This is a genomic window from Williamsia serinedens (assembly GCF_024171725.1).
Taxonomy (GTDB): Bacteria; Actinomycetota; Actinomycetes; order Mycobacteriales; family Mycobacteriaceae; genus Williamsia_A; species Williamsia_A serinedens.
The window spans coordinates 53065-69718 of sequence record NZ_JAMTCG010000003.1; the positions used below are offsets into that span (position 1 = coordinate 53065).

The following is a 16654-nucleotide window of genomic DNA, read 5'->3' on the forward strand; positions in this document are numbered from 1 at the left end:
CGCCTGCGTCGCACCGTCGGACTGCCGACGTCTCATCTGATGAGAATCGGGTTTCGCTCACTGAGATCACCGGACTACCGTCGACGGCGCGGGCGACCCCCGAGTCCACGGTGACCACCAGCATCACCCCACCGAGTCCTCCGGAGTCGTCATGTCCCGCACCTCACTCGCACCCCTGCCGTCCGCCGCCGCCCGCTCCGTCCGCAGCTCGGCCATCCGTGACCTGCTCGCGGTCACCGAACGTCCCGACATCCTCGGCCTCGCCGGCGGCCTGCCCGCGACCGAGCTGATCCCGGCCGGTCGCATCGCCGCGGCGACCGCCGCCGCCCTGACGGACCCGTCGTCACTGCAGTACACCGTCAGCGCCGGAACGGGTGCCGCCCGCGCGGCGATCGGACGTCACGAGGACGTGGACCCGGCCGACGTCCTCGTCACCCACGGTTCGCAGCAGGCGCTGTCGCTGCTGGCGACCGCTCTCGTGGACGCCGGCGACGTCGTGGTCGTCGACGACCCGGTGTACGTGGGCGCGCGACAGGCGTTCGAGGCGGTCCGCGCCGACATCCGCGGTCTGCCACTCACGCCGACCGGCATGGACACCGAGCTCCTGGAGCACTGGTGTCGCGAGGGTCTGCGGCCGCGCCTGGTCCACACCGTCGCCACGTTCCACAACCCCGGCGGGGTCAGCGCCGACGTCGACCGTCGGCGCCATCTCGCCGAACTGGCCGACACCTACGGCTTCTGGGTCGTCGACGACGACCCGTACGGCCGCCTGCGGTTCCGTGGTGACGACCCCGGCCCGATCCGTCGCCACGGTGAGCGGGTCGTCTCGCTCGGCTCGGCGTCGAAGATCCTCGCGCCGGCGCTGCGCGTCGGGTGGCTGCTCGCGCCCCCGCCCGTCGTCGGGACGGTCGAACGGCTCCGGCAGTCGGCCGACCTGTGCGGGTCGACGCTGACGCAGTCGGTCACGGCCGACCTCCTCGACGACCGCCCGTGGCTCGAGGACCACCTCGACACGCTCCGCGTCGCCTACGCCGAACGCGCGGACGCGCTGGTCACTGCCCTGCGCAGCGAACTGCCCGACGACGCTAAGATCTCCGAGCCCGACGGCGGGATGTTCAGCTGGATCCGGGTGCCCGGACTCGACGCGACCGCCTGTCTGGCGGTCGCCGCCGACGAGGGCGTCGCCTTCGTCCCGGGTCCGGCGTTCGCCGTCGCCCGCGACCTGTCGGACTGTCTCCGCGTCAGCTACGCCACGCTCGACCCCGACACGCTGCGGGTCGCGGCGTCACGGCTGGGACGCGCCGTCGCGATCAGTCGAGGTCGTCGTGTCGGATCAGCTGACGCGCGGCCTCGGTGACCGAGCCGGTCAAGGACGGATAGACCGAGAAGGTCTGGGCCAGGTCGTTGACGGGCAGCTTGTTCTGCACGGCGAGCGCGATGGGGAGGATCAGCTCGGAGGCGTTCGGCGCGACCACCACCCCACCGATGACGACACCGGTCGCCGGGCGGCAGAAGATCTTCACGAAGCCGCGACGCAGTCCGCTCATCTTCGCGCGGGGGTTGGTGGCCAGCGGCAACATCACCGTGCGGGCGGGGTACTCGCCGTCGTCGATGGCCTGCTGGCTCACGCCGACGGTCGCGATCTCCGGGCGGGTGAAGATGGCCGAGGCGACGGTCTTGAGCTTGATCGGTGCGACACCCTCGCCGAGCGAGTGGTACATCGCGATGCGGCCCTGCATGGCCGCGACCGACGCGAGCGGGAGCAGGCCCGTGCAGTCGCCGGCGGCGTACACGCCCGGTGCCGACGTCCGCGACACACGGTCGACGGCGATGTACCCGCCCGGCGACAACTCGATGCCCACCTTGTCCAGGCCGAGGTGGCCGGTGTTCGGGACCGACCCGACCGTCATCAGGGCGTGTGACCCCGAGACGACACGACCGTCGGAGAGGTGCACCTCGATGCCGTCGCCGACCCGCTTCACCTCGTCGGCACGGGCGTGCTTGACGAGTTCGACACCACGCTCGGCCAGCACCTCCTCCAGCACCAGGGCGGCGTCCTCGTCCTCGCCGGGCAGGACCCGGTCACGGCTGGAGACGAGAGTCACCTTCACACCGAGCTCGGTGTAGGCGTGGACGAACTCCGCGCCCGTGACACCGGACCCGACGACGACGAGGTGATCGGGCAGGTCGTCGAGGTCGTAGAGCTGGCGCCAGGTGAGGATGCGTTCCCCGTCCGGCTGCGCCGACGGCAGCACGCGCGGCGAGGCGCCGGTCGCGATGAGCACGACATCGGCGGTGAGGGTGTCCTCGGGGGCGTCGGCGACGGGCTGCCCGTCGGCGTCGGTCGGGGTCACGATCACGCTGTGCGTCGACAGCCCCGGCTCGGCGTCGGCGAGCCGGCCACGGCCGGCGACGATGGAGACACCCTCGCTGACCAGTCGCGACCGGATGTCGGCGGACTGGGCGAAGGCGAGATCACGGACGCGCTGGTGGATCTGCGGCAACGACACGAGCGCGTCGTCGTGGGAGAGGTTGATGCCGAGGTCGACAGCCCGGCGCACCTCGGTGCGGATGCCGGTGGAGGCGATGAAGGTCTTCGACGGGACGCAGTCCCAGAGCACACACGCACCGCCCACACCGTCCGCGTCGACGACGGTCACATCCGCCCCGTAGGCGGCTCCGGCGAGGGCCGCTTCGTACCCGGCGGGTCCGCCTCCGATGATCACGATCCTCGTCACGCGTACCTCACCGTCACCTGTGATCCACTCCGTCCTCGCACACCCCGGGTTGCCCCCGTCGTGATCGAAACTAGTCGATCCGGACTCCTGCCGCCCACCACCGGAGTTCCCCGACCGCCGACGACCATCTAGGCTCACGCCGTGCCGATCTACGCCGCCTACGGGTCGAACATGCACCCGGACCAGATGTCGGAGCGGGCACCGCACTCCCCGATGGCCGGCACCGGCTGGCTGTCCGGATGGCGGTTGACCTTCGGCGGCGGCGACATCGGCTGGGAGGGCGCGCTCGCCACCGTCACCGAGGACCGGTCGGACCCCGACGCCAAGGTGTTCGTCGTCCTCTACGACGTCACCGAGGAGGACGAGTCGTCGCTCGACTCCTGGGAGGGGTCCGAACTCGGTATCCACCGCAAGATCCGCGCCCGCGTCGACACCGACGACGGCCCGGTGCTGGCGTGGCTGTACGTGCTCGACGCGTTCGAGGGCGGGCTCCCGTCGGCGAGGTACCTCGGCGTGATGGCCGAGGCCGCCGAGATCGCCGGTGCGCCGGCGGAGTACGTCCACGCACTGCGGGTGCGGGACGCCCGCAACGTCGGCCCCGGACCGGGCGCCGAACCGGATCTCTAGGAGCGCGGTCGGCGGCTGCCGGTCACCGCGACCACGTCCGGTGCGCTCAGGACCCGAGCACGACCCCGGCGAGCGTCGCGACACCGACGTCGAGCGCACGCTCGTCGAGGTCGAAGTTGGGCTGATGCAGGTCGACCGGATCGCCCTCACCGTTCCAGACGCCCAGGCGCGCCATCGCACCGGGCACGTGCTCGAGGTACCACGAGAAGTCCTCGCCCCCGCCGGACTGCGGTGTGTCGGTGGCGGTCCCCGGCGCGTACGCCTCCGCGCTGCGACGGATCATGTCGGTCGCGATCGGGTCGTTGACGACCGGCGGCACCCCACGGCGGTAGTGCAGCTCGTGCGCCACACCGAGCGGGCGCAGCAGTCCCTCGACGGCGTCGGCGACCAACGGCTCGAGCAGTGCCCAGGTGGCGTGGTCACCGGTGCGGACGGTGCCGCGCAGACGGCCCTCCTGCGGGATGGCGTTGGGCGCGTTGCCAGCATGCGCGGCGCCCCACACCATGACGGTGCCGGTGCGGGGGTCGACGCGACGCGAGAGGACCGCGGGCAACCCGGTGATGACCGTGCCCATCGCGTGCACGAGGTCACCGGTGAGGTGCGGTCGCGACGTGTGGCCGCCCGGCGAGTGCAGGACGACCTCGATGTGGTCGGCGGCCGAGGTGATCGCACCCTCGCGCAGACCCACCCGCCCGACGACGAGCTTGGGGTCGCAGTGCAGTGCGAAGATCCGCGAGATCCCCTGTGTGACACCGGCGTCGACGGCATCGAGCGCGCCGCCCGGCATCACCTCCTCGGCCGCCTGGAACAGCAGTCGCACCCCGGTCGGCAGATCCTTGACCTCGGCCAAGACGGCGGCGACGGCCATGAGGACCGCGGTGTGCGCATCGTGACCGCAGGAGTGCGACACACCGTCGATCGTGGACGCGAACGGCAGTCCGGTGCGTTCGGCGACGGGCAGCGCGTCCATGTCGGCGCGCAGCGCGATCCGCGGTTCCGACGGGCCCAGGTCGCACACCACCCCGGTTCCCAGCGGCAGCCGCTGCGGGTCGAGTCCGAGGGAGCGCAGGTGGGTGAGCACGATGTCGGTCGTGCGGTGCTCCTGCCGGGACAGTTCGGGGTGGGCGTGCAGGTCGCGACGCCAGCCGATCATCGTGTCCCGGTGGACCGCGAGCCACCGGGTGGCGGCATCCGCGCCGGCGGGACCCGTCCCGGGCGCGGGAATCGTCATCGTGCGGCGGTCGGCGCGAGGTCGGCGAGGACCGCGCGACGCATCGTGCGCTTGACGCTCGCCAGGTTCGCACCGGCGACGCCGGCACGTGCCTGGGCGATCTCGCGGGCCCGCGGCAGGAGGTCGTCGACGGCCACGGCCTCCTCCACGATCCCGGCGGTGGCGGCCTCGTCGCCGCCGTACCGGCGGCTCGTGGTCATCGCCTCGGTGCGGGTGCTCTCGGGGAGCCGCTCGGCCAGCAGTGACGCCATGCCGTCGGGGAACGGCATCCCCAGCGCGACCTCGGGCAGCGACCAGAACCCCCGTTCGGTGCGCATGACGCGGTGGTCGGCGCAGAGCGCCAGCATGGCGCCCGCCCCGAAGGCGTGACCGTTCACCGCGGCGACCGTCGCGACCGGGAGCGTCAGCACCCGGGCGTAGATCGCGTGCACACGGTCGATGTAGGTGTCCTGGTTCGCCGGGTCGGCCAGCTCCGCGATCTCCAGGCCGTTGCTGAAGAACTTGCCCGTCGCGGTGATCACCAGGGCGCCGGTCGCCTGTGCCTCGACCTCATCGAGGGCGGTCTCGAGCGCGGTGAGCCACGCCGTCGCGAAACGGTTCTCGGGGTTGTCGGGGTCGAGGTCGTGGCCCTGCGTCCCCAGGTACAGCTCCCAGACGTCTCCGGAGCGGGTCAGATACGGCATCGCATGACCATATCGCGGGGCACGCCCCACCCGACTGCGCCGTCGATCCCGCCCGGCCCGTCGTCGATCCCGCCCGGCCCGCCGGGGGCCCCGGTTCTACGCTCGACGCATGAGCACCCCTCCGTCCGAGGTCGATCCTGTCGACGATCCCGACGCGGCCGCGAGCGCGGCGGCTGCCGTGCTCGCCGAGCGGCTGGGGTCGGCCGCCCACGACGTGGCGGTGGTGCTCGGGTCGGGATGGTCGCCCGCCGCGGAGAACATCGGCGGGACGCGGGCCACCGTCCCGATGGCCGATGTCCCGGGGTTCACCCGCCCGCGGGCGGCCGGTCACGCGGGCACCGTGCACTCCGTCGACGTGGGCGGTCGGCGGGTGCTCGTCCTGCTCGGACGAACCCATGCCTACGAGGGACATCCCCTCGAGCGCGTCGTCCACGGCGTGCGCACCGCCGCGGCGGCCGGCGTCCACACGATCGTGCTCACCAACGCGGCCGGCGGCATCCGCGGCGACATGGCGGTCGGCCAGCCCGTCCTCATCTCCGACCACCTGAACCTCACCGGACGGTCACCGCTGCGGGGTGCCCAGTTCGTCGACATGGTCGACGCCTACTCCCCGCGCCTGCGCGAGGTCGCCCGGGGAGTCGATCCGTCCCTGGCCGACGGGGTGTACGCGGGGCTGCCCGGGCCGCACTACGAGACGCCGGCCGAGATCCGGATGCTGGCGACCCTGGGTGCCGACCTGGTCGGCATGTCGACGGTGCACGAGACCATCGCGGCCCGCGCCGCCGGGCTCGACGTCCTCGGCATCTCGCTCGTCACGAACCTCGCCGCGGGGATCACCGGCGCCCCACTCGATCACACCGAGGTGTTGCAGGCCGGGCAGGCCTCCGCGCCCGCTCTGGGCGCACTGCTGGGTCGCGTCGTCGAGGCACTGTGACCGACGGGACCGACCTGCCCGACGGCGGTTCTGTCGTCGACGCGGTGCACGCCTGGCTCGTCGCCGACCCCGACCCGGCGACGCGGGCCGAGCTCATCGCGCTGGACGACGATCAGGTGGCCGAACGGTTCTCGGGTCCCCTGCGATTCGGCACGGCGGGACTGCGGGGCCCGGTGCGGGCCGGGCCGTCGGGGATGAACCGACTGGTGGTCCGTCAAGCGACGGAGGCGCTGGCCACCTGGCTCCGGCAGCATCCCGGCGAGACCGAGACCGTGGTGATCGGTCGCGATGCCCGTCACGGCTCCGACGCGTTCGCCGCCGAGGCCGCCTCCGTGATGCGCCGGCGCGGGTTCGACGTCGTCGCCCTCCCCGACCCGACGCCGACACCCGTTCTCGCGCATGCGACCCGGGCGCTCCACGCGGCCGCCGGGATCATGATCACCGCCTCGCACAACCCGCCGGCCGACAACGGCTACAAGGTGTACCTCGGCGGCGACGACCGCGCGCGCGGTGCGCAACTGATCCCGCCGGCCGACGCCGAGATCGAGGCGGTGATGGACGCGCCACCCGCCGGCGCACCCGACGACGACACTCCGTCGACCACCCCGACCCCGACCAGGGATCCCCGCGGCGACGAGGCCGTCGACCGCTACCTCGCGCGCATCGTCGAGCGGTTCGGCGCCGGTCCCCGCCCGGTCCGCGTGGCACTGACCGCGATGCACGGGGTCGGCGGCGCGCCAGCCGTGGCCGCCCTGCGCGGCGCAGGCATCACCGACGTCGGCGTCGTCGAGGAGCAGTTCGCCCCCGACGCGGACTTCCCCACCGTCGCGTTCCCCAACCCGGAGGAGCCCGGTGCCGCGGACATGCTGCTCGACCTCGCCCGTCGCACCGAGGCCGACGTCGCGATCGCGCTCGACCCGGACGCCGACCGCTGCGCCGTGGGCACGGAGATCGACGGCACCTGGCGGATGCTCACCGGCGACGAGACCGGCGCGCTCCTGGCCGATCACCTGCTGTCGCACACCGCATCCGACGCCGTGGCGTCGCCCCTGGTCGCCACGACCATCGTGTCCGGGTCACTCGTCGAACGTGTCTGCGAGCACCACGGGGCGCGGTTCGCCCGAACACTCACGGGCTTCAAGTGGCTCGTCCGGGCCGGTGACGGGCTCGTGTACGCCTACGAGGAGGCCATCGGTCACTGCGTCGACCCGGATGCCGTCCGGGACAAGGACGGCATCGCCACCGCCGTCGCCGTCGTCGACCTCGTGGCCGCCCGGACATCGGCCGACACCCCGGCACGCCAGGTGCTCTCGCGCGCCTCGGACGACCTGGCCGCGCGTCACGGCGTCCACGTCACCGGCCAGGTGTCCCACCGGACCGACGACCTCGCCGAGATCACCGCGGTGATGACGCGCCTGCGCTCTGCATCGCCGACCGCCCTGCTGGACACCCCCGCCACGGTCGACGACCACGCGACCCGCGACGACGGCCTGCACACCGACGCCGTCGCGATCACCGCACGCGACGACGGCCGGCGCCTGCGGATCATCGTCCGACCGTCCGGGACGGAACCGAAGATCAAGGCCTACCTCGAGGTCGCGCTCCCGCCCGATCCCGACGTCGCCGGTTCCCGGTCACGTGCCGCCGACCTCATGGCACGCCTGCGCACCACCGCCACCGAGCTGCTCACGGGAGCACCGTCGTGACCGCCACCGCTGCACCCGTCGTCGCCACCGACGGCGTCGACGTCATCCGAGGTGGCCGGCATCTGCTGTCCGACATCACCGTTCGCGTCCATCCGGGTGAGCACTGGGCCTTGCTCGGTCCGAACGGGGCCGGCAAGTCGACGCTGCTGCACATCCTGGGCGCATTCGGCCACCCCACCCACGGCACGGTCGACGTGCTCGGCGCCCGGCTCGGTCGCGTCGACATGCGTGCTCTGCGCACCCACATCGGTCACGTCGACCCGCGCCACCGTCTCGACCTCCCGTCCAGCGCCCACGACGTGGTCCTGACCGGCCTGACCAACACGCCCGAGCTCGACCGCCGGCGCACCTACACCGCGGCCGAGCACCGTCGCGCCGACGACCTCCTCGACGTCCTCGGCATGGCGTCACGCCGCGACCTGCCGTGGACCACCATGAGCCAGGGTGAACGGGGCCGGACCCTCGTCGCCCGTGCGCTGATCGGGTCGCCGTCGCTGGTCCTGCTCGACGAACCCGCCACCGGCCTGGACCTCGCGGCGCGCGAACAACTCCTACTCGGGATCGACGACCTCCGCGCGCAGGTCCCGGATCTCGCGAGCATCATGGTCACCCACCACCTCGAGGACCTGCCCACCAGCACGTCGCACGCGCTGCTGCTGGCCGACGGGCGGTCGGTCGCACAGGGACCCGTCGACGAGGCGTTGACGTCGGAGACGGTGAGCGCGTGCTTCGATCATCCGGTCCAGCTCGACCGCGTCCGCGGGCGCTGGTCGGCGACGACCCGACGGGAACCCGTCAGGAGCTGACCAGCTCGCCGTCGCGGAGCACCACCGACCGGACGGCGGGACCGGACTCGAACAGCATCGGCACCAGCGGCAGCGGCTCGAACCCGCTGTGCGACAGCTCGTCTCGCGTCCGCCAGCGGAACGTGTGGTCCACACCCCACCCGCGGGCGTCGTCCAGGTCCAGATCGGCACCGTCGACGTCGAAGCAGAAGACGATCTCGTGCATGTCCGCACCGGCCGTCGCGACGAAGTTCTCGACCATCAGGTGCAACGGGCCGATCGGGAGCGGAACACCGATCTCCTCCATCAGCTCGCGCTCGCAGGCGTGGAACGCGCTCTCCGCCGACCGGACGCGACCGCCCGGCAGGAACTCCGGCGAGAGCGAGCCGTGCGCCAGGGTAAGCAGCGCGTCACCGGAGCGGACGACCGCGGCCGACCGGACGCGGAACACCCCGTCCCCGATGACGGGGGTGTCCGGGACATGGTCGGCGGCGTCGGTCATCGGGGCCCGAACTGACGATCGCCGGCGTCCCCGAGACCCGGGACGATGTAGGCGTTCTCGTCCAGGCCGTCGTCGACGGCTGCCGTGACCAGACGCACCGGCGGGCTGCACGTCGCCAGCGCCGCGATGCCCTCCGGTGCGGCCACCACGCACACCGCGGTGACGTCGACCGCGCCGCGGCCGGCGAGGAGCCCGATGGTGTGCACCATCGACCCGCCGGTCGCGAGCATGGGGTCGAGCACGAAGACGGGTGTCCGTGACAGGTCGGTGGGCAGGGACTCCAGGTACGGCACGGGCTCGTGGGTCTCCTCGTCGCGGGCGATGCCGACGAAACCCACGTTCGACTCGGGGATCATCGCGTGCGCCTGCTCCACCATCCCCAGGCCCGCGCGCAGCACCGGCACCAGCAGTGGCGGCGTCGCCAGCCTCGATCCCGTCGTCGTGACGAGCGGCGTCTCGATGCCGACCGGGTCCTCCGCCGCACCGCACAGGGCCTCGTAGATCAGCATCTGGGTGAGGTCGGCGAGAGCCCCACGGAAGGCGGCGTTGTCGGTCCGGCGATCCCGCAGCGTGGTCAGTCGCGCGTGCGCCAACGGATGGTCGACGACGATCACCGCATCCGACGTGTGAGGGTCGGTCGCCGCCGGGGTCGCGTCTGCGTCCATCGGTGCATCGTAGGTCCGTCCGGTCCTGCGCACCGAACCCGCGCCGCGGGCGGGCTGGTCGATCGCGAGGGGAACCGGGCGACGGTGCCGCGCGTCCAATCGAGCATGGACAGCACCCCGCTCTCGGTCCGCAGCGCCCCGCTCGCCGACCTCTCCGCCGGTCTCGACGACACCGGTGCGACCCTCGCCGCGACCCCCGCCGTCACGGCACTCGGCGCGGCCGACTCAACCTCCCTCGCCCTCGGCCTGATCGCCGGCGACCTCGTCGCCGTGCTCCTCCGCCTCGCCGTGGAGAACCACCGCGCGACCGCCGACGCGGGCGCCGCGCTCCGACGGATCGCCGAGGCCACGGCGACCTCGGCGAGGGCGTACCGGGCCACCGACGACGACGCCGCCGGCCGTCTCCGCGACGTCGGTACCGCGGCATGAGCGGGATGGTCACGGCGTTGGCGGCGCCGCTGCGGGCCCTGCTCGACACCGTCGGGACCGGGAGTCCCCCCGGTGGCGGGCCGCTCGCCGGCCTCCGCGACACGGCGGGTGCGCTCGACCGCGCCGCCGACGACGTCGGCCGTTTCGCCGATTCGACCGGCGCCGTCTGGGACTCGGTCGGTGCCGACGCCGCGCGTGCGACGGTCGACGCGCATCGCGGCCACCTCACGGGTCTCGCCGACGACGCCCGGTCCGTCGCGGACATCGGCGACGAGGCCGGCGTCGTGGTCGCCGAGGCCGCCACCGGATTGCGCGGAGTGCTCGACTCCTTCACCGCCGCGGCCGACGCACTCGGCCCGACGATCAGCCAGCCACCGGGGTTGATGGCCCTCGTGGGACTCGCCGCGACGCACCTCGCCCACGCACTCGTCATCGTCGGCCGCACCCGGGCGCAGCTGGAGGGGCTCCGGCGGCGTGCCGAGGCGATCGGTCGCCGACGGGCGCCCGCTCTGCCCGACCCCGGCCGGCTCCGGCACGACGTCGGCGCGTCGACGACGGGCGCCGCACCCGGCCGCGCGGAACCGGCGCATCCGGGCGCGAGCACATCGCCGTCGTCGGCGGGGAGGGTGGCCGTCACCCTGCCCGACGGCTCGGTCGCCTACGCCCCGAACGAGCGGGCGGCGACGGCGGTGCGTGCCGCGCTGTCGCAACGCGGGGTCCCCTACGCCTGGGGCGGGACCACACCGGGCCGCGGACTCGACTGCAGCGCACTGACGCAGTACGCCTACCGGCAGGCGGGCGTGGAGCTGCCCCGACTCGCACAGGACCAGGACACGGCGGGCTATCGGGTGGACCGCGGTGAGCTCCTCCCCGGCGATCTGGCCGTCTGGTCCGGCCACGTCGCGATGGTCGTGGGGAACGGTCAGATGATCGAGGCGGGTGACCCGGTCGGCATCTCGCCGATCCGCACCAGCAACGCCGGGCAGGCGTTCGAGGGCTTCTTCCGACCCCGCTGAGAGACATCCGCGCCGGTCAGCGGGCCACCTGCGGTGGTCCACAGCCGGCCCCGCTAGGGTTGCGAGCCATGGCCGGAGACATCGTCCCGATCGAGCTCGGACTGACCGACGGAAACGTGGTCACGCTGTGGGCGCCGCGGTGGCGTGAGGGTGACGACGAGTGGGAGGCGTTCCTCGGTCTCGACGAGGACCTCTACGGCTTCCCCGGTGTCGCCCAACTCGTCGCGTTCGTCCGATCCGACGAGGACAACGACCTCGTCGAACACCCTGCGTGGGAGACCATCTCCGGCGTCCAGGCCGAGGAACTCGTCCCGGCCAAGGACAAGACGTACGACCTGATCGGCGTCCCGGAACTCGCGGCGGAGGACCCGACACCCGAGGTGGTGGCCGAGCTCGAGGACGCGCTGGAGATCGTGCGCATCATCGGCGAGGTCTGCGAGCTGTCCACCGTCACACGGTTCTTCAACGGCAATCCGATCCTCGGCGCGGTGACCGTCGGCACGACGAACTTCGTCGGCAAGGAGGGCCTCGAGCTCTGGGGCCGGATCGGCACCCTCATCGACAAGCACTGGGACGATGTCGTCGACGCCATCGACGAGGTCATCTCCACGCCGGACGTCGACGCGACCGCGGTGGCCACCGCGGAGGCCGAGCTCGAGGCTGCGTCGAGCGCCGAGGACGAGGACGAGCCCGACGACGAGGACGTCGAGATCGTCGCCGGTGCCGGTGCGGTCGACGAGGCGGACGCCGAGGACGACACCGACGACGAGGACGACCTCGAGGACGACTTCTGGTCGTCGGTCGGCATCGATCCCATCCGGATCGTCACCGACGCGGCCGAGTACCTCACGCTGCGGTGCTATCTCGGCGACGACCCGGTGTTCCTCGGCAAGGACGGGAAGATCTTCGTCTTCACCTCCGAGCGGGCACTGTCCCGCTTCGTCGCCCAGTCCGACGACCACGACCTCGCCGACGTCAGCACCTTCGACGAGGTGCGCGTCGCCGCGACCGACGGGTCGCTCGAGGTCGACGTCTACGACGAGAACGTCTACGTCCTCCCCGGAATCGCGACCGACATCCTCGACGGACCACGCCGGATGGACCGCAAGCAGGTGGAACTCGCCGTCGAACTCCTCACCGACGCCGCCGATTTCGCCGACGACGACTCCGTCGCCGAGGCACTGGCGTCCACCACGCCGCTCGGCTGGTTCGTGAACTACACGGTGAACCCGGACCCGAAGCGACTCGCCCCGAGCGGTCCGTTCGAGAACGAGTCCGAGGAGTTCCGGGCGCTCGTGCACGAGTTCGAGGCACGGCTGGTCAAGAAGGCCTGAGGCACTCACGACCCAGCCGGTCAGGACGGCAACCGCTGAGCCGGTCAGGATCGCCTCGGCTCAGCCGATCAGGACGGCGTAGCCGGGCTTGATGATCTCGTCGATGAACCGCAGCCGTTCGTCGAAGTGGATGAACGCCGACTTCATCGCGTTGACGGTGAACCGCTCGAAATCGGCCCAGCCGTAACCGAACTGGTCGGCGAGCACACCGAACTCCTTGCTCATCGTGGTGTCGCTCATGAGCCGGTTGTCGGTGTTGACCGTCACGCGGAACCGCAGACGGGCGAGCACGTCGAACGGGTGCTCGGCGATGCTCGCGACCGCGCCGGTCTGGACGTTCGAGCTGGGGCACATCTCCAGGGGGATCCGCTTGTCCCGCACGTAGTTCGCGACACGACCGAGCTGGGCACCCCGTACGTCGCGGCCGGACGGGCCGGTGCCGCTGGGCAGCTCGATGTCGTCCATGACCCGGACGCCGTGCCCGAGGCGGTCCGTCCCGCAGAAGCTGATGGCCTCGTGGATCGACGGCAGGCCGAACGCCTCTCCGGCGTGGATCGTGAACGGCGCGTTGTTCGCCCGCATGTACTCGAACGCGTCGAGGTGACGGCTCGGCGGGTGACCGGCCTCCGCGCCGGCGATGTCGAACCCGACCACGCCGCGGTCGCGGAACCGCACCGCCAGTTCGGCGATCTCCCGGGAGCGGGCGGCGTGCCGCATCGCGGTCACCAGGCACCGCACGAGGATCGGCCTGCCGGTCGCCTGTGCCGCCGCCGATCCCTCGTCGAAGCCCCTGAGCACCGCCTCGACCACCTCGTCGAGCGACAGCCCGGTCGTGAGGTGCTGTTCCGGGGCGAACCGCACCTCGGCGTACACCACGCCGTCGGCGGCCAGGTCCTCGGCGCACTCCCGCGCGACCCGACGCAGCGCGGGTGCGGTCTGCATGACGGCGACCGTGTGGGTGAACGTCTCGAGGTAGCGCACCAGGGAGCCGCTGTCGGCGCTGTCTCGGAACCACCGGGCGAGACCGTCGACGTCACCGGCGGGCAGCTCGTCGTACCCGTTCTCCCGGGCGAGGTCGAGGACGGTGGCCGGCCGCAATCCACCGTCGAGGTGGTCGTGCAGGAGCACCTTGGGGGCGAGGACCGCCGACGCGCGGTCGACGGCGGAGGGCCGGGGCTCGGACGCGGGGAGGCTCATCTCTCAGACGGTAATACGCTCGCGCACCAGATCCCGGGCGGCGGGAGGAGCGTCACCGACGGTGACCGCCGCGTCGAGCGCGACCCGGGCGGCGTCGAACCGCTCCGGAGTCCGGGTGTGCATCGTCATGATCGGCTGTCCGCGGCGGACACGGTCGCCGGGTCGCACGTGCCACACCACACCGGCCTCCGACTGCACGGCGTCGCCGGGCCGGGCCCGGCCGGCGCCCAGACGCCAGGCCGCGAGACCGACCGCGCGGGCGTCGAGCGCGGTGACGATCCCGTCCGCCGACGCGGTGATCACGTCGGTGTGTTCCGCGCTCGGCAGCGGGGCGTCCGGATCGCCGCCCTGGGCGGTGATCATCGCGCGCCAGGTGTCCATGGCCTGACCCCCCGACAGGTGGTCGGCGGGGTCGTCGTCGATCCCGACCGCGGCCAGCATCTCGCGGGCCAGCGCCAGGGTGAGCTCGACGACGTCGGGCGGTCCGCCGCCGGCGAGCACCTCCAGCGACTCGGCCACCTCCACGGCGTTGCCGGCCGACCGACCCAGCGGCGTCGACATGTCGGTGACGAGGGCGACCGTGTCGACGCCGGCGTCCGTGCCGAGCGCGACCATGGTCCGGGCGAGTTGGCGGGCGTCGTCGGGATCGGCGAGGAACGCACCGCTGCCGACCTTCACGTCGAGCACCAGCGCGCCGGTCCCCTCGGCGATCTTCTTGCTCATGATCGACGAGGCGAGCAGCGGTATCGCCTCGACGGTGCCGGTCACGTCACGCAGCGCGTACAGCTTCTTGTCGGCCGGCGCGAGGCCCGAACCGGCCGCGCAGATCACGGCCCCGACGTCGCGCAGCTGCGCGGTCATCGCCTCGACGGTCAGGTCGGCGCGCCATCCCGGTATCGACTCCAGCTTGTCCAGGGTGCCGCCGGTCAGGCCCAGTCCACGGCCGGACAGCTGCGGCACCGCGACCCCGTACGAGGCGACGAGCGGCGTGAGCGGCAGGGTGATCTTGTCGCCCACACCGCCCGTGGAGTGCTTGTCGACGGTCCGCAGCAGGCGGCCGTCGCGGCGGAGGTCGGAGAAGTCCAGACGCGCGCCGGTGGCGACCATCGCGGCCGTCCACCGCGCGATCTCCCGCCGGTCCATGCCCCGCAGCAGGACGGCCATCGCCAGCGCCGACATCTGCTCGGGTGCCATCTCACCGTCGGTGAAGGCGCGGATCGCCCAGTCGATCTGTGCGTCGTCGAGGGCGCCCCCGTCGCGCTTGGTGGTGATCACCGACACCGCGTCCGGTGTGACCCCCGGGTTCACGGGCGTCCCGCGGCGAGGTCGTCGGGGCCGAACGCGTCGGGCAGCAGGTCACCGAGACGGCGCGGGCCGCGCGGGTGGTCGACGAGCAGCTCCGGACCCCCGTGCTCGAGCAGCACCTGCCGGCAGCGGCCGCAGGGCATGATCACGTCGCCCGCCCGATTGGTCACCGACACCGCGCTCAGACGGCCCCCGCCACCGCGGAACAGGTCCGTGACCAGCGCGACCTCCGCGCAGACGCCGAGTCCATATGAGACATTCTCCACATTGCATCCGGACACGAGGCGGCCCTCGTCCGTCACCCCGGCGGCCCCCACGGGGTGGTCGGAGTAGGGCGCATAGGCGGTGGAACACGCGTGTGCGGCCCTGTCGCGCAACGCATCCCACGTCGTGTCACTCACCATCGACGGCACCTCCCCGGCCGACGCGGCCCCGGTCGGCGACCGCTCGCCCACAAGTCGAGTCATGTTAGGCAAACCTAAATCCAAATGATCTGCCCGCGAGCAGAACTCAGCTGATTCCAAGGCTTGTCTGGAGTGGGTCTACTCTCGAGAGAGTAGGTCGCCGGACCGGGCCGCACCGATCTGGCGCTCGCATCATCGACGATGTTGGAGGCCCAAGGGATGACAGCTCAGACCGAGGTCGCGCCGGAGCCGGTCCGCCGCCGCTCCCTCTACCGCGGAGACCCCGGCATGTGGTCGTGGGTGCTGCACCGCATCACCGGTGTGTCGATCTTCTTCTTCCTGTTCGTGCACGTGCTGGACACCGCGATGATCCGCGTGAACCCGAACACGTACGACCAGATCATCGACACCTACAAGAACCCGGTCATCGGTCTCATGGAGATCGGCCTGGTCGCGTGCGTGCTCTACCACGCGCTGAACGGTGTGCGCATCATCCTCGTCGACTTCTGGTCGAAGGGTCCCAAGTACCAGCGGCAGATGCTCTGGGTGATCTCGGCGATCTTCGTCGTCGTGTTCGCCGCGGGCGCCATCCGCATGCTGGCCATCCTCGTCGACAACCTCTGAGAGGCGAGTTCTCGATGACAACCTCCGAAGCCCCCAAGCTCGCGAAGACGGTCGGCACCGATCACGACCGTCCGGCGAGCCTCGACAACCCGCGGTCGCCGCGTCGCCCCAAGGGTGGCAACTTCGAGAAGAACGCGTGGATGTTCATGCGCTTCTCGGGCATCGCGCTGATCTTCCTGACGCTCGGCCACATGACGATCATGTTGACCTTCGACAACGGTGTGCACCGCATCGACTCGGCGTTCGTCGCCCAGCGGTGGGGCCAGCCGTTCTGGCAGGTGTGGGACCTCGCGATGCTGTGGCTGGCCCAGCTGCACGGCGGCAACGGCGTCCGCACGGTCATCGCCGACTACTCGCGCAAGGACTCGACGCGCTTCTGGCTGAACGTCGTCCTCGCGCTCTCGATGATCCTGACGGTCGGCCTGGGCACCTACGCCATCCTCACGTTCGACGTGAACTCCGTCAGCTAGCGCT

At 72.0% G+C, this 16654-nt stretch carries 18 protein-coding genes; 10 read left to right on the plus strand and 8 right to left on the minus strand.

The window, feature by feature from the left end; translation table 11 throughout:
* Window positions 1-151: 151 nt before the first annotated feature.
* Complete coding sequence (locus LX12_RS07575; protein ID WP_253653942.1) at window positions 152-1357, plus strand: aminotransferase-like domain-containing protein; 1206 nt, start codon at window positions 152-154, stop codon at window positions 1355-1357.
* Here the strand turns inward: LX12_RS07575 and LX12_RS07580 are convergent.
* The gene (locus tag LX12_RS07580) at window positions 1311-2738 is read right to left on the minus strand and encodes an NAD(P)H-quinone dehydrogenase (protein WP_253653943.1); all 1428 of its coding nucleotides are present in this window, start codon (window positions 2736-2738) and stop codon (window positions 1311-1313) included. The genes LX12_RS07575 and LX12_RS07580 overlap by 47 nt on opposite strands.
* A gap of 141 nt (window positions 2739-2879) precedes the next feature.
* Here LX12_RS07580 and LX12_RS07585 point away from each other — a divergent pair, with 141 nt between their 5' ends.
* On the plus strand, window positions 2880-3365 hold the full coding sequence (locus LX12_RS07585) for a gamma-glutamylcyclotransferase (protein ID WP_253653944.1): 486 nt from the start codon (window positions 2880-2882) through the stop codon (window positions 3363-3365).
* 46 nt (window positions 3366-3411) lie between these two features.
* Here LX12_RS07585 and LX12_RS07590 read toward each other — a convergent pair whose 3' ends face one another.
* The gene (locus tag LX12_RS07590; protein ID WP_372504956.1) at window positions 3412-4596 is read right to left on the minus strand and encodes an amidohydrolase; all 1185 of its coding nucleotides are present in this window, start codon (window positions 4594-4596) and stop codon (window positions 3412-3414) included.
* Window positions 4593-5279, minus strand: a complete 687-nt coding sequence (locus LX12_RS07595) for an enoyl-CoA hydratase/isomerase family protein (RefSeq protein WP_253653945.1) — start codon at window positions 5277-5279, stop codon at window positions 4593-4595. The genes LX12_RS07590 and LX12_RS07595 overlap by 4 nt, the downstream gene beginning before the upstream one ends.
* 109 nt (window positions 5280-5388) lie before the next feature.
* On the opposite strand from LX12_RS07595, the gene LX12_RS07600 reads away from it, so the two are divergent.
* Genes LX12_RS07600 through LX12_RS07610 form a run of 3 tightly spaced genes read left to right on the plus strand, consistent with a single transcriptional unit; the run spans window position 5389 to window position 8725 of the window.
* A complete protein-coding gene (locus LX12_RS07600) occupies window positions 5389-6213 on the plus strand; it encodes a purine-nucleoside phosphorylase (RefSeq protein ID WP_253653946.1) in 825 nt (274 codons plus the stop codon).
* Complete coding sequence (locus LX12_RS07605) at window positions 6210-7919, plus strand: phospho-sugar mutase (protein ID WP_253653947.1); 1710 nt, start codon at window positions 6210-6212, stop codon at window positions 7917-7919. The genes LX12_RS07600 and LX12_RS07605 overlap by 4 nt, the downstream gene beginning before the upstream one ends.
* Window positions 7916-8725, plus strand: coding sequence for an ABC transporter ATP-binding protein (locus tag LX12_RS07610; protein ID WP_253653948.1), 810 nt, complete (start codon window positions 7916-7918; stop codon window positions 8723-8725). The genes LX12_RS07605 and LX12_RS07610 overlap by 4 nt, the downstream gene beginning before the upstream one ends.
* On the opposite strand, the gene LX12_RS07615 is transcribed toward LX12_RS07610, so the two are convergent.
* Window positions 8715-9206, minus strand: coding sequence for an NUDIX domain-containing protein (locus tag LX12_RS07615; RefSeq protein WP_253653949.1), 492 nt, complete (start codon window positions 9204-9206; stop codon window positions 8715-8717). The genes LX12_RS07610 and LX12_RS07615 overlap by 11 nt on opposite strands.
* On the minus strand, window positions 9203-9871 hold the full coding sequence (upp, locus tag LX12_RS07620; RefSeq protein ID WP_253653950.1) for a uracil phosphoribosyltransferase: 669 nt from the start codon (window positions 9869-9871) through the stop codon (window positions 9203-9205). Before upp ends, LX12_RS07615 begins: the two co-directional genes overlap by 4 nt.
* Window positions 9872-9976: 105 nt before the next feature.
* Here upp and LX12_RS07625 point away from each other — a divergent pair, with 105 nt between their 5' ends.
* The 3 genes from LX12_RS07625 to LX12_RS07635 all read left to right on the plus strand — a co-directional run bounded on the left by LX12_RS07625 (window position 9977) and on the right by LX12_RS07635 (window position 12650).
* Window positions 9977-10300, plus strand: a complete 324-nt coding sequence (locus LX12_RS07625) for a type VII secretion target (protein ID WP_253653951.1) — start codon at window positions 9977-9979, stop codon at window positions 10298-10300.
* Window positions 10297-11316: a C40 family peptidase gene (locus LX12_RS07630; RefSeq protein WP_372504957.1), complete on the plus strand. Its 1020-nt coding sequence runs from the start codon at window positions 10297-10299 to the stop codon at window positions 11314-11316. Before LX12_RS07625 ends, LX12_RS07630 begins: the two co-directional genes overlap by 4 nt.
* Before the next feature lie 68 nt (window positions 11317-11384).
* Window positions 11385-12650, plus strand: coding sequence for a SatS C-terminal domain-containing protein (locus LX12_RS07635; RefSeq protein ID WP_253653952.1), 1266 nt, complete (start codon window positions 11385-11387; stop codon window positions 12648-12650).
* Between the two features lie 60 nt (window positions 12651-12710).
* On the opposite strand, the gene LX12_RS07640 is transcribed toward LX12_RS07635, so the two are convergent.
* The 3 genes from LX12_RS07640 to LX12_RS07650 are packed head-to-tail and all read right to left on the minus strand — an operon-like array spanning window position 12711 to window position 15553.
* On the minus strand, window positions 12711-13847 hold the full coding sequence (locus LX12_RS07640; protein WP_253653953.1) for an adenosine deaminase: 1137 nt from the start codon (window positions 13845-13847) through the stop codon (window positions 12711-12713).
* Window positions 13848-13850: 3 nt separating this feature from the next.
* Window positions 13851-15155, minus strand: a complete 1305-nt coding sequence (locus LX12_RS07645) for a thymidine phosphorylase (RefSeq protein ID WP_253653954.1) — start codon at window positions 15153-15155, stop codon at window positions 13851-13853.
* Window positions 15152-15553: a cytidine deaminase gene (locus tag LX12_RS07650; RefSeq protein WP_372504981.1), complete on the minus strand. Its 402-nt coding sequence runs from the start codon at window positions 15551-15553 to the stop codon at window positions 15152-15154. Before LX12_RS07650 ends, LX12_RS07645 begins: the two co-directional genes overlap by 4 nt.
* A 222-nt stretch (window positions 15554-15775) precedes the next feature.
* Here LX12_RS07650 and sdhC point away from each other — a divergent pair, with 222 nt between their 5' ends.
* Both sdhC and LX12_RS07660 read left to right on the plus strand, forming a co-directional pair.
* Window positions 15776-16180 (plus strand): succinate dehydrogenase, cytochrome b556 subunit, encoded by a 405-nt coding sequence (gene sdhC, locus LX12_RS07655; protein ID WP_253653955.1) that lies wholly within the window; start codon window positions 15776-15778, stop codon window positions 16178-16180.
* Between the two features lie 14 nt (window positions 16181-16194).
* Complete coding sequence (locus LX12_RS07660) at window positions 16195-16650, plus strand: succinate dehydrogenase hydrophobic membrane anchor subunit (protein ID WP_253653956.1); 456 nt, start codon at window positions 16195-16197, stop codon at window positions 16648-16650.
* Window positions 16651-16654: the final 4 nt, after the last annotated feature.

Coding starts and splice junctions, on each gene's coding strand:
- LX12_RS07575 (WP_253653942.1), top strand. CDS start 152: ATGTCCCGCACCTCACTCGCACCCCTGCCGTCCGCCGCCGCCCGCTCC.
- LX12_RS07590 (WP_372504956.1), bottom strand. CDS start 4,596: ATGACGATTCCCGCGCCCGGGACGGGTCCCGCCGGCGCGGATGCCGCC.
- LX12_RS07595 (WP_253653945.1), bottom strand. CDS start 5,279: ATGCCGTATCTGACCCGCTCCGGAGACGTCTGGGAGCTGTACCTGGGG.
- LX12_RS07600 (WP_253653946.1), top strand. CDS start 5,389: ATGAGCACCCCTCCGTCCGAGGTCGATCCTGTCGACGATCCCGACGCG.
- LX12_RS07615 (WP_253653949.1), bottom strand. CDS start 9,206: ATGACCGACGCCGCCGACCATGTCCCGGACACCCCCGTCATCGGGGAC.
- upp (WP_253653950.1), bottom strand. CDS start 9,871: ATGGACGCAGACGCGACCCCGGCGGCGACCGACCCTCACACGTCGGAT.
- LX12_RS07625 (WP_253653951.1), top strand. CDS start 9,977: ATGGACAGCACCCCGCTCTCGGTCCGCAGCGCCCCGCTCGCCGACCTC.
- LX12_RS07630 (WP_372504957.1), top strand. CDS start 10,297: ATGAGCGGGATGGTCACGGCGTTGGCGGCGCCGCTGCGGGCCCTGCTC.
- LX12_RS07635 (WP_253653952.1), top strand. CDS start 11,385: ATGGCCGGAGACATCGTCCCGATCGAGCTCGGACTGACCGACGGAAAC.
- LX12_RS07640 (WP_253653953.1), bottom strand. CDS start 13,847: ATGAGCCTCCCCGCGTCCGAGCCCCGGCCCTCCGCCGTCGACCGCGCG.
- sdhC (WP_253653955.1), top strand. CDS start 15,776: ATGACAGCTCAGACCGAGGTCGCGCCGGAGCCGGTCCGCCGCCGCTCC.
- LX12_RS07660 (WP_253653956.1), top strand. CDS start 16,195: ATGACAACCTCCGAAGCCCCCAAGCTCGCGAAGACGGTCGGCACCGAT.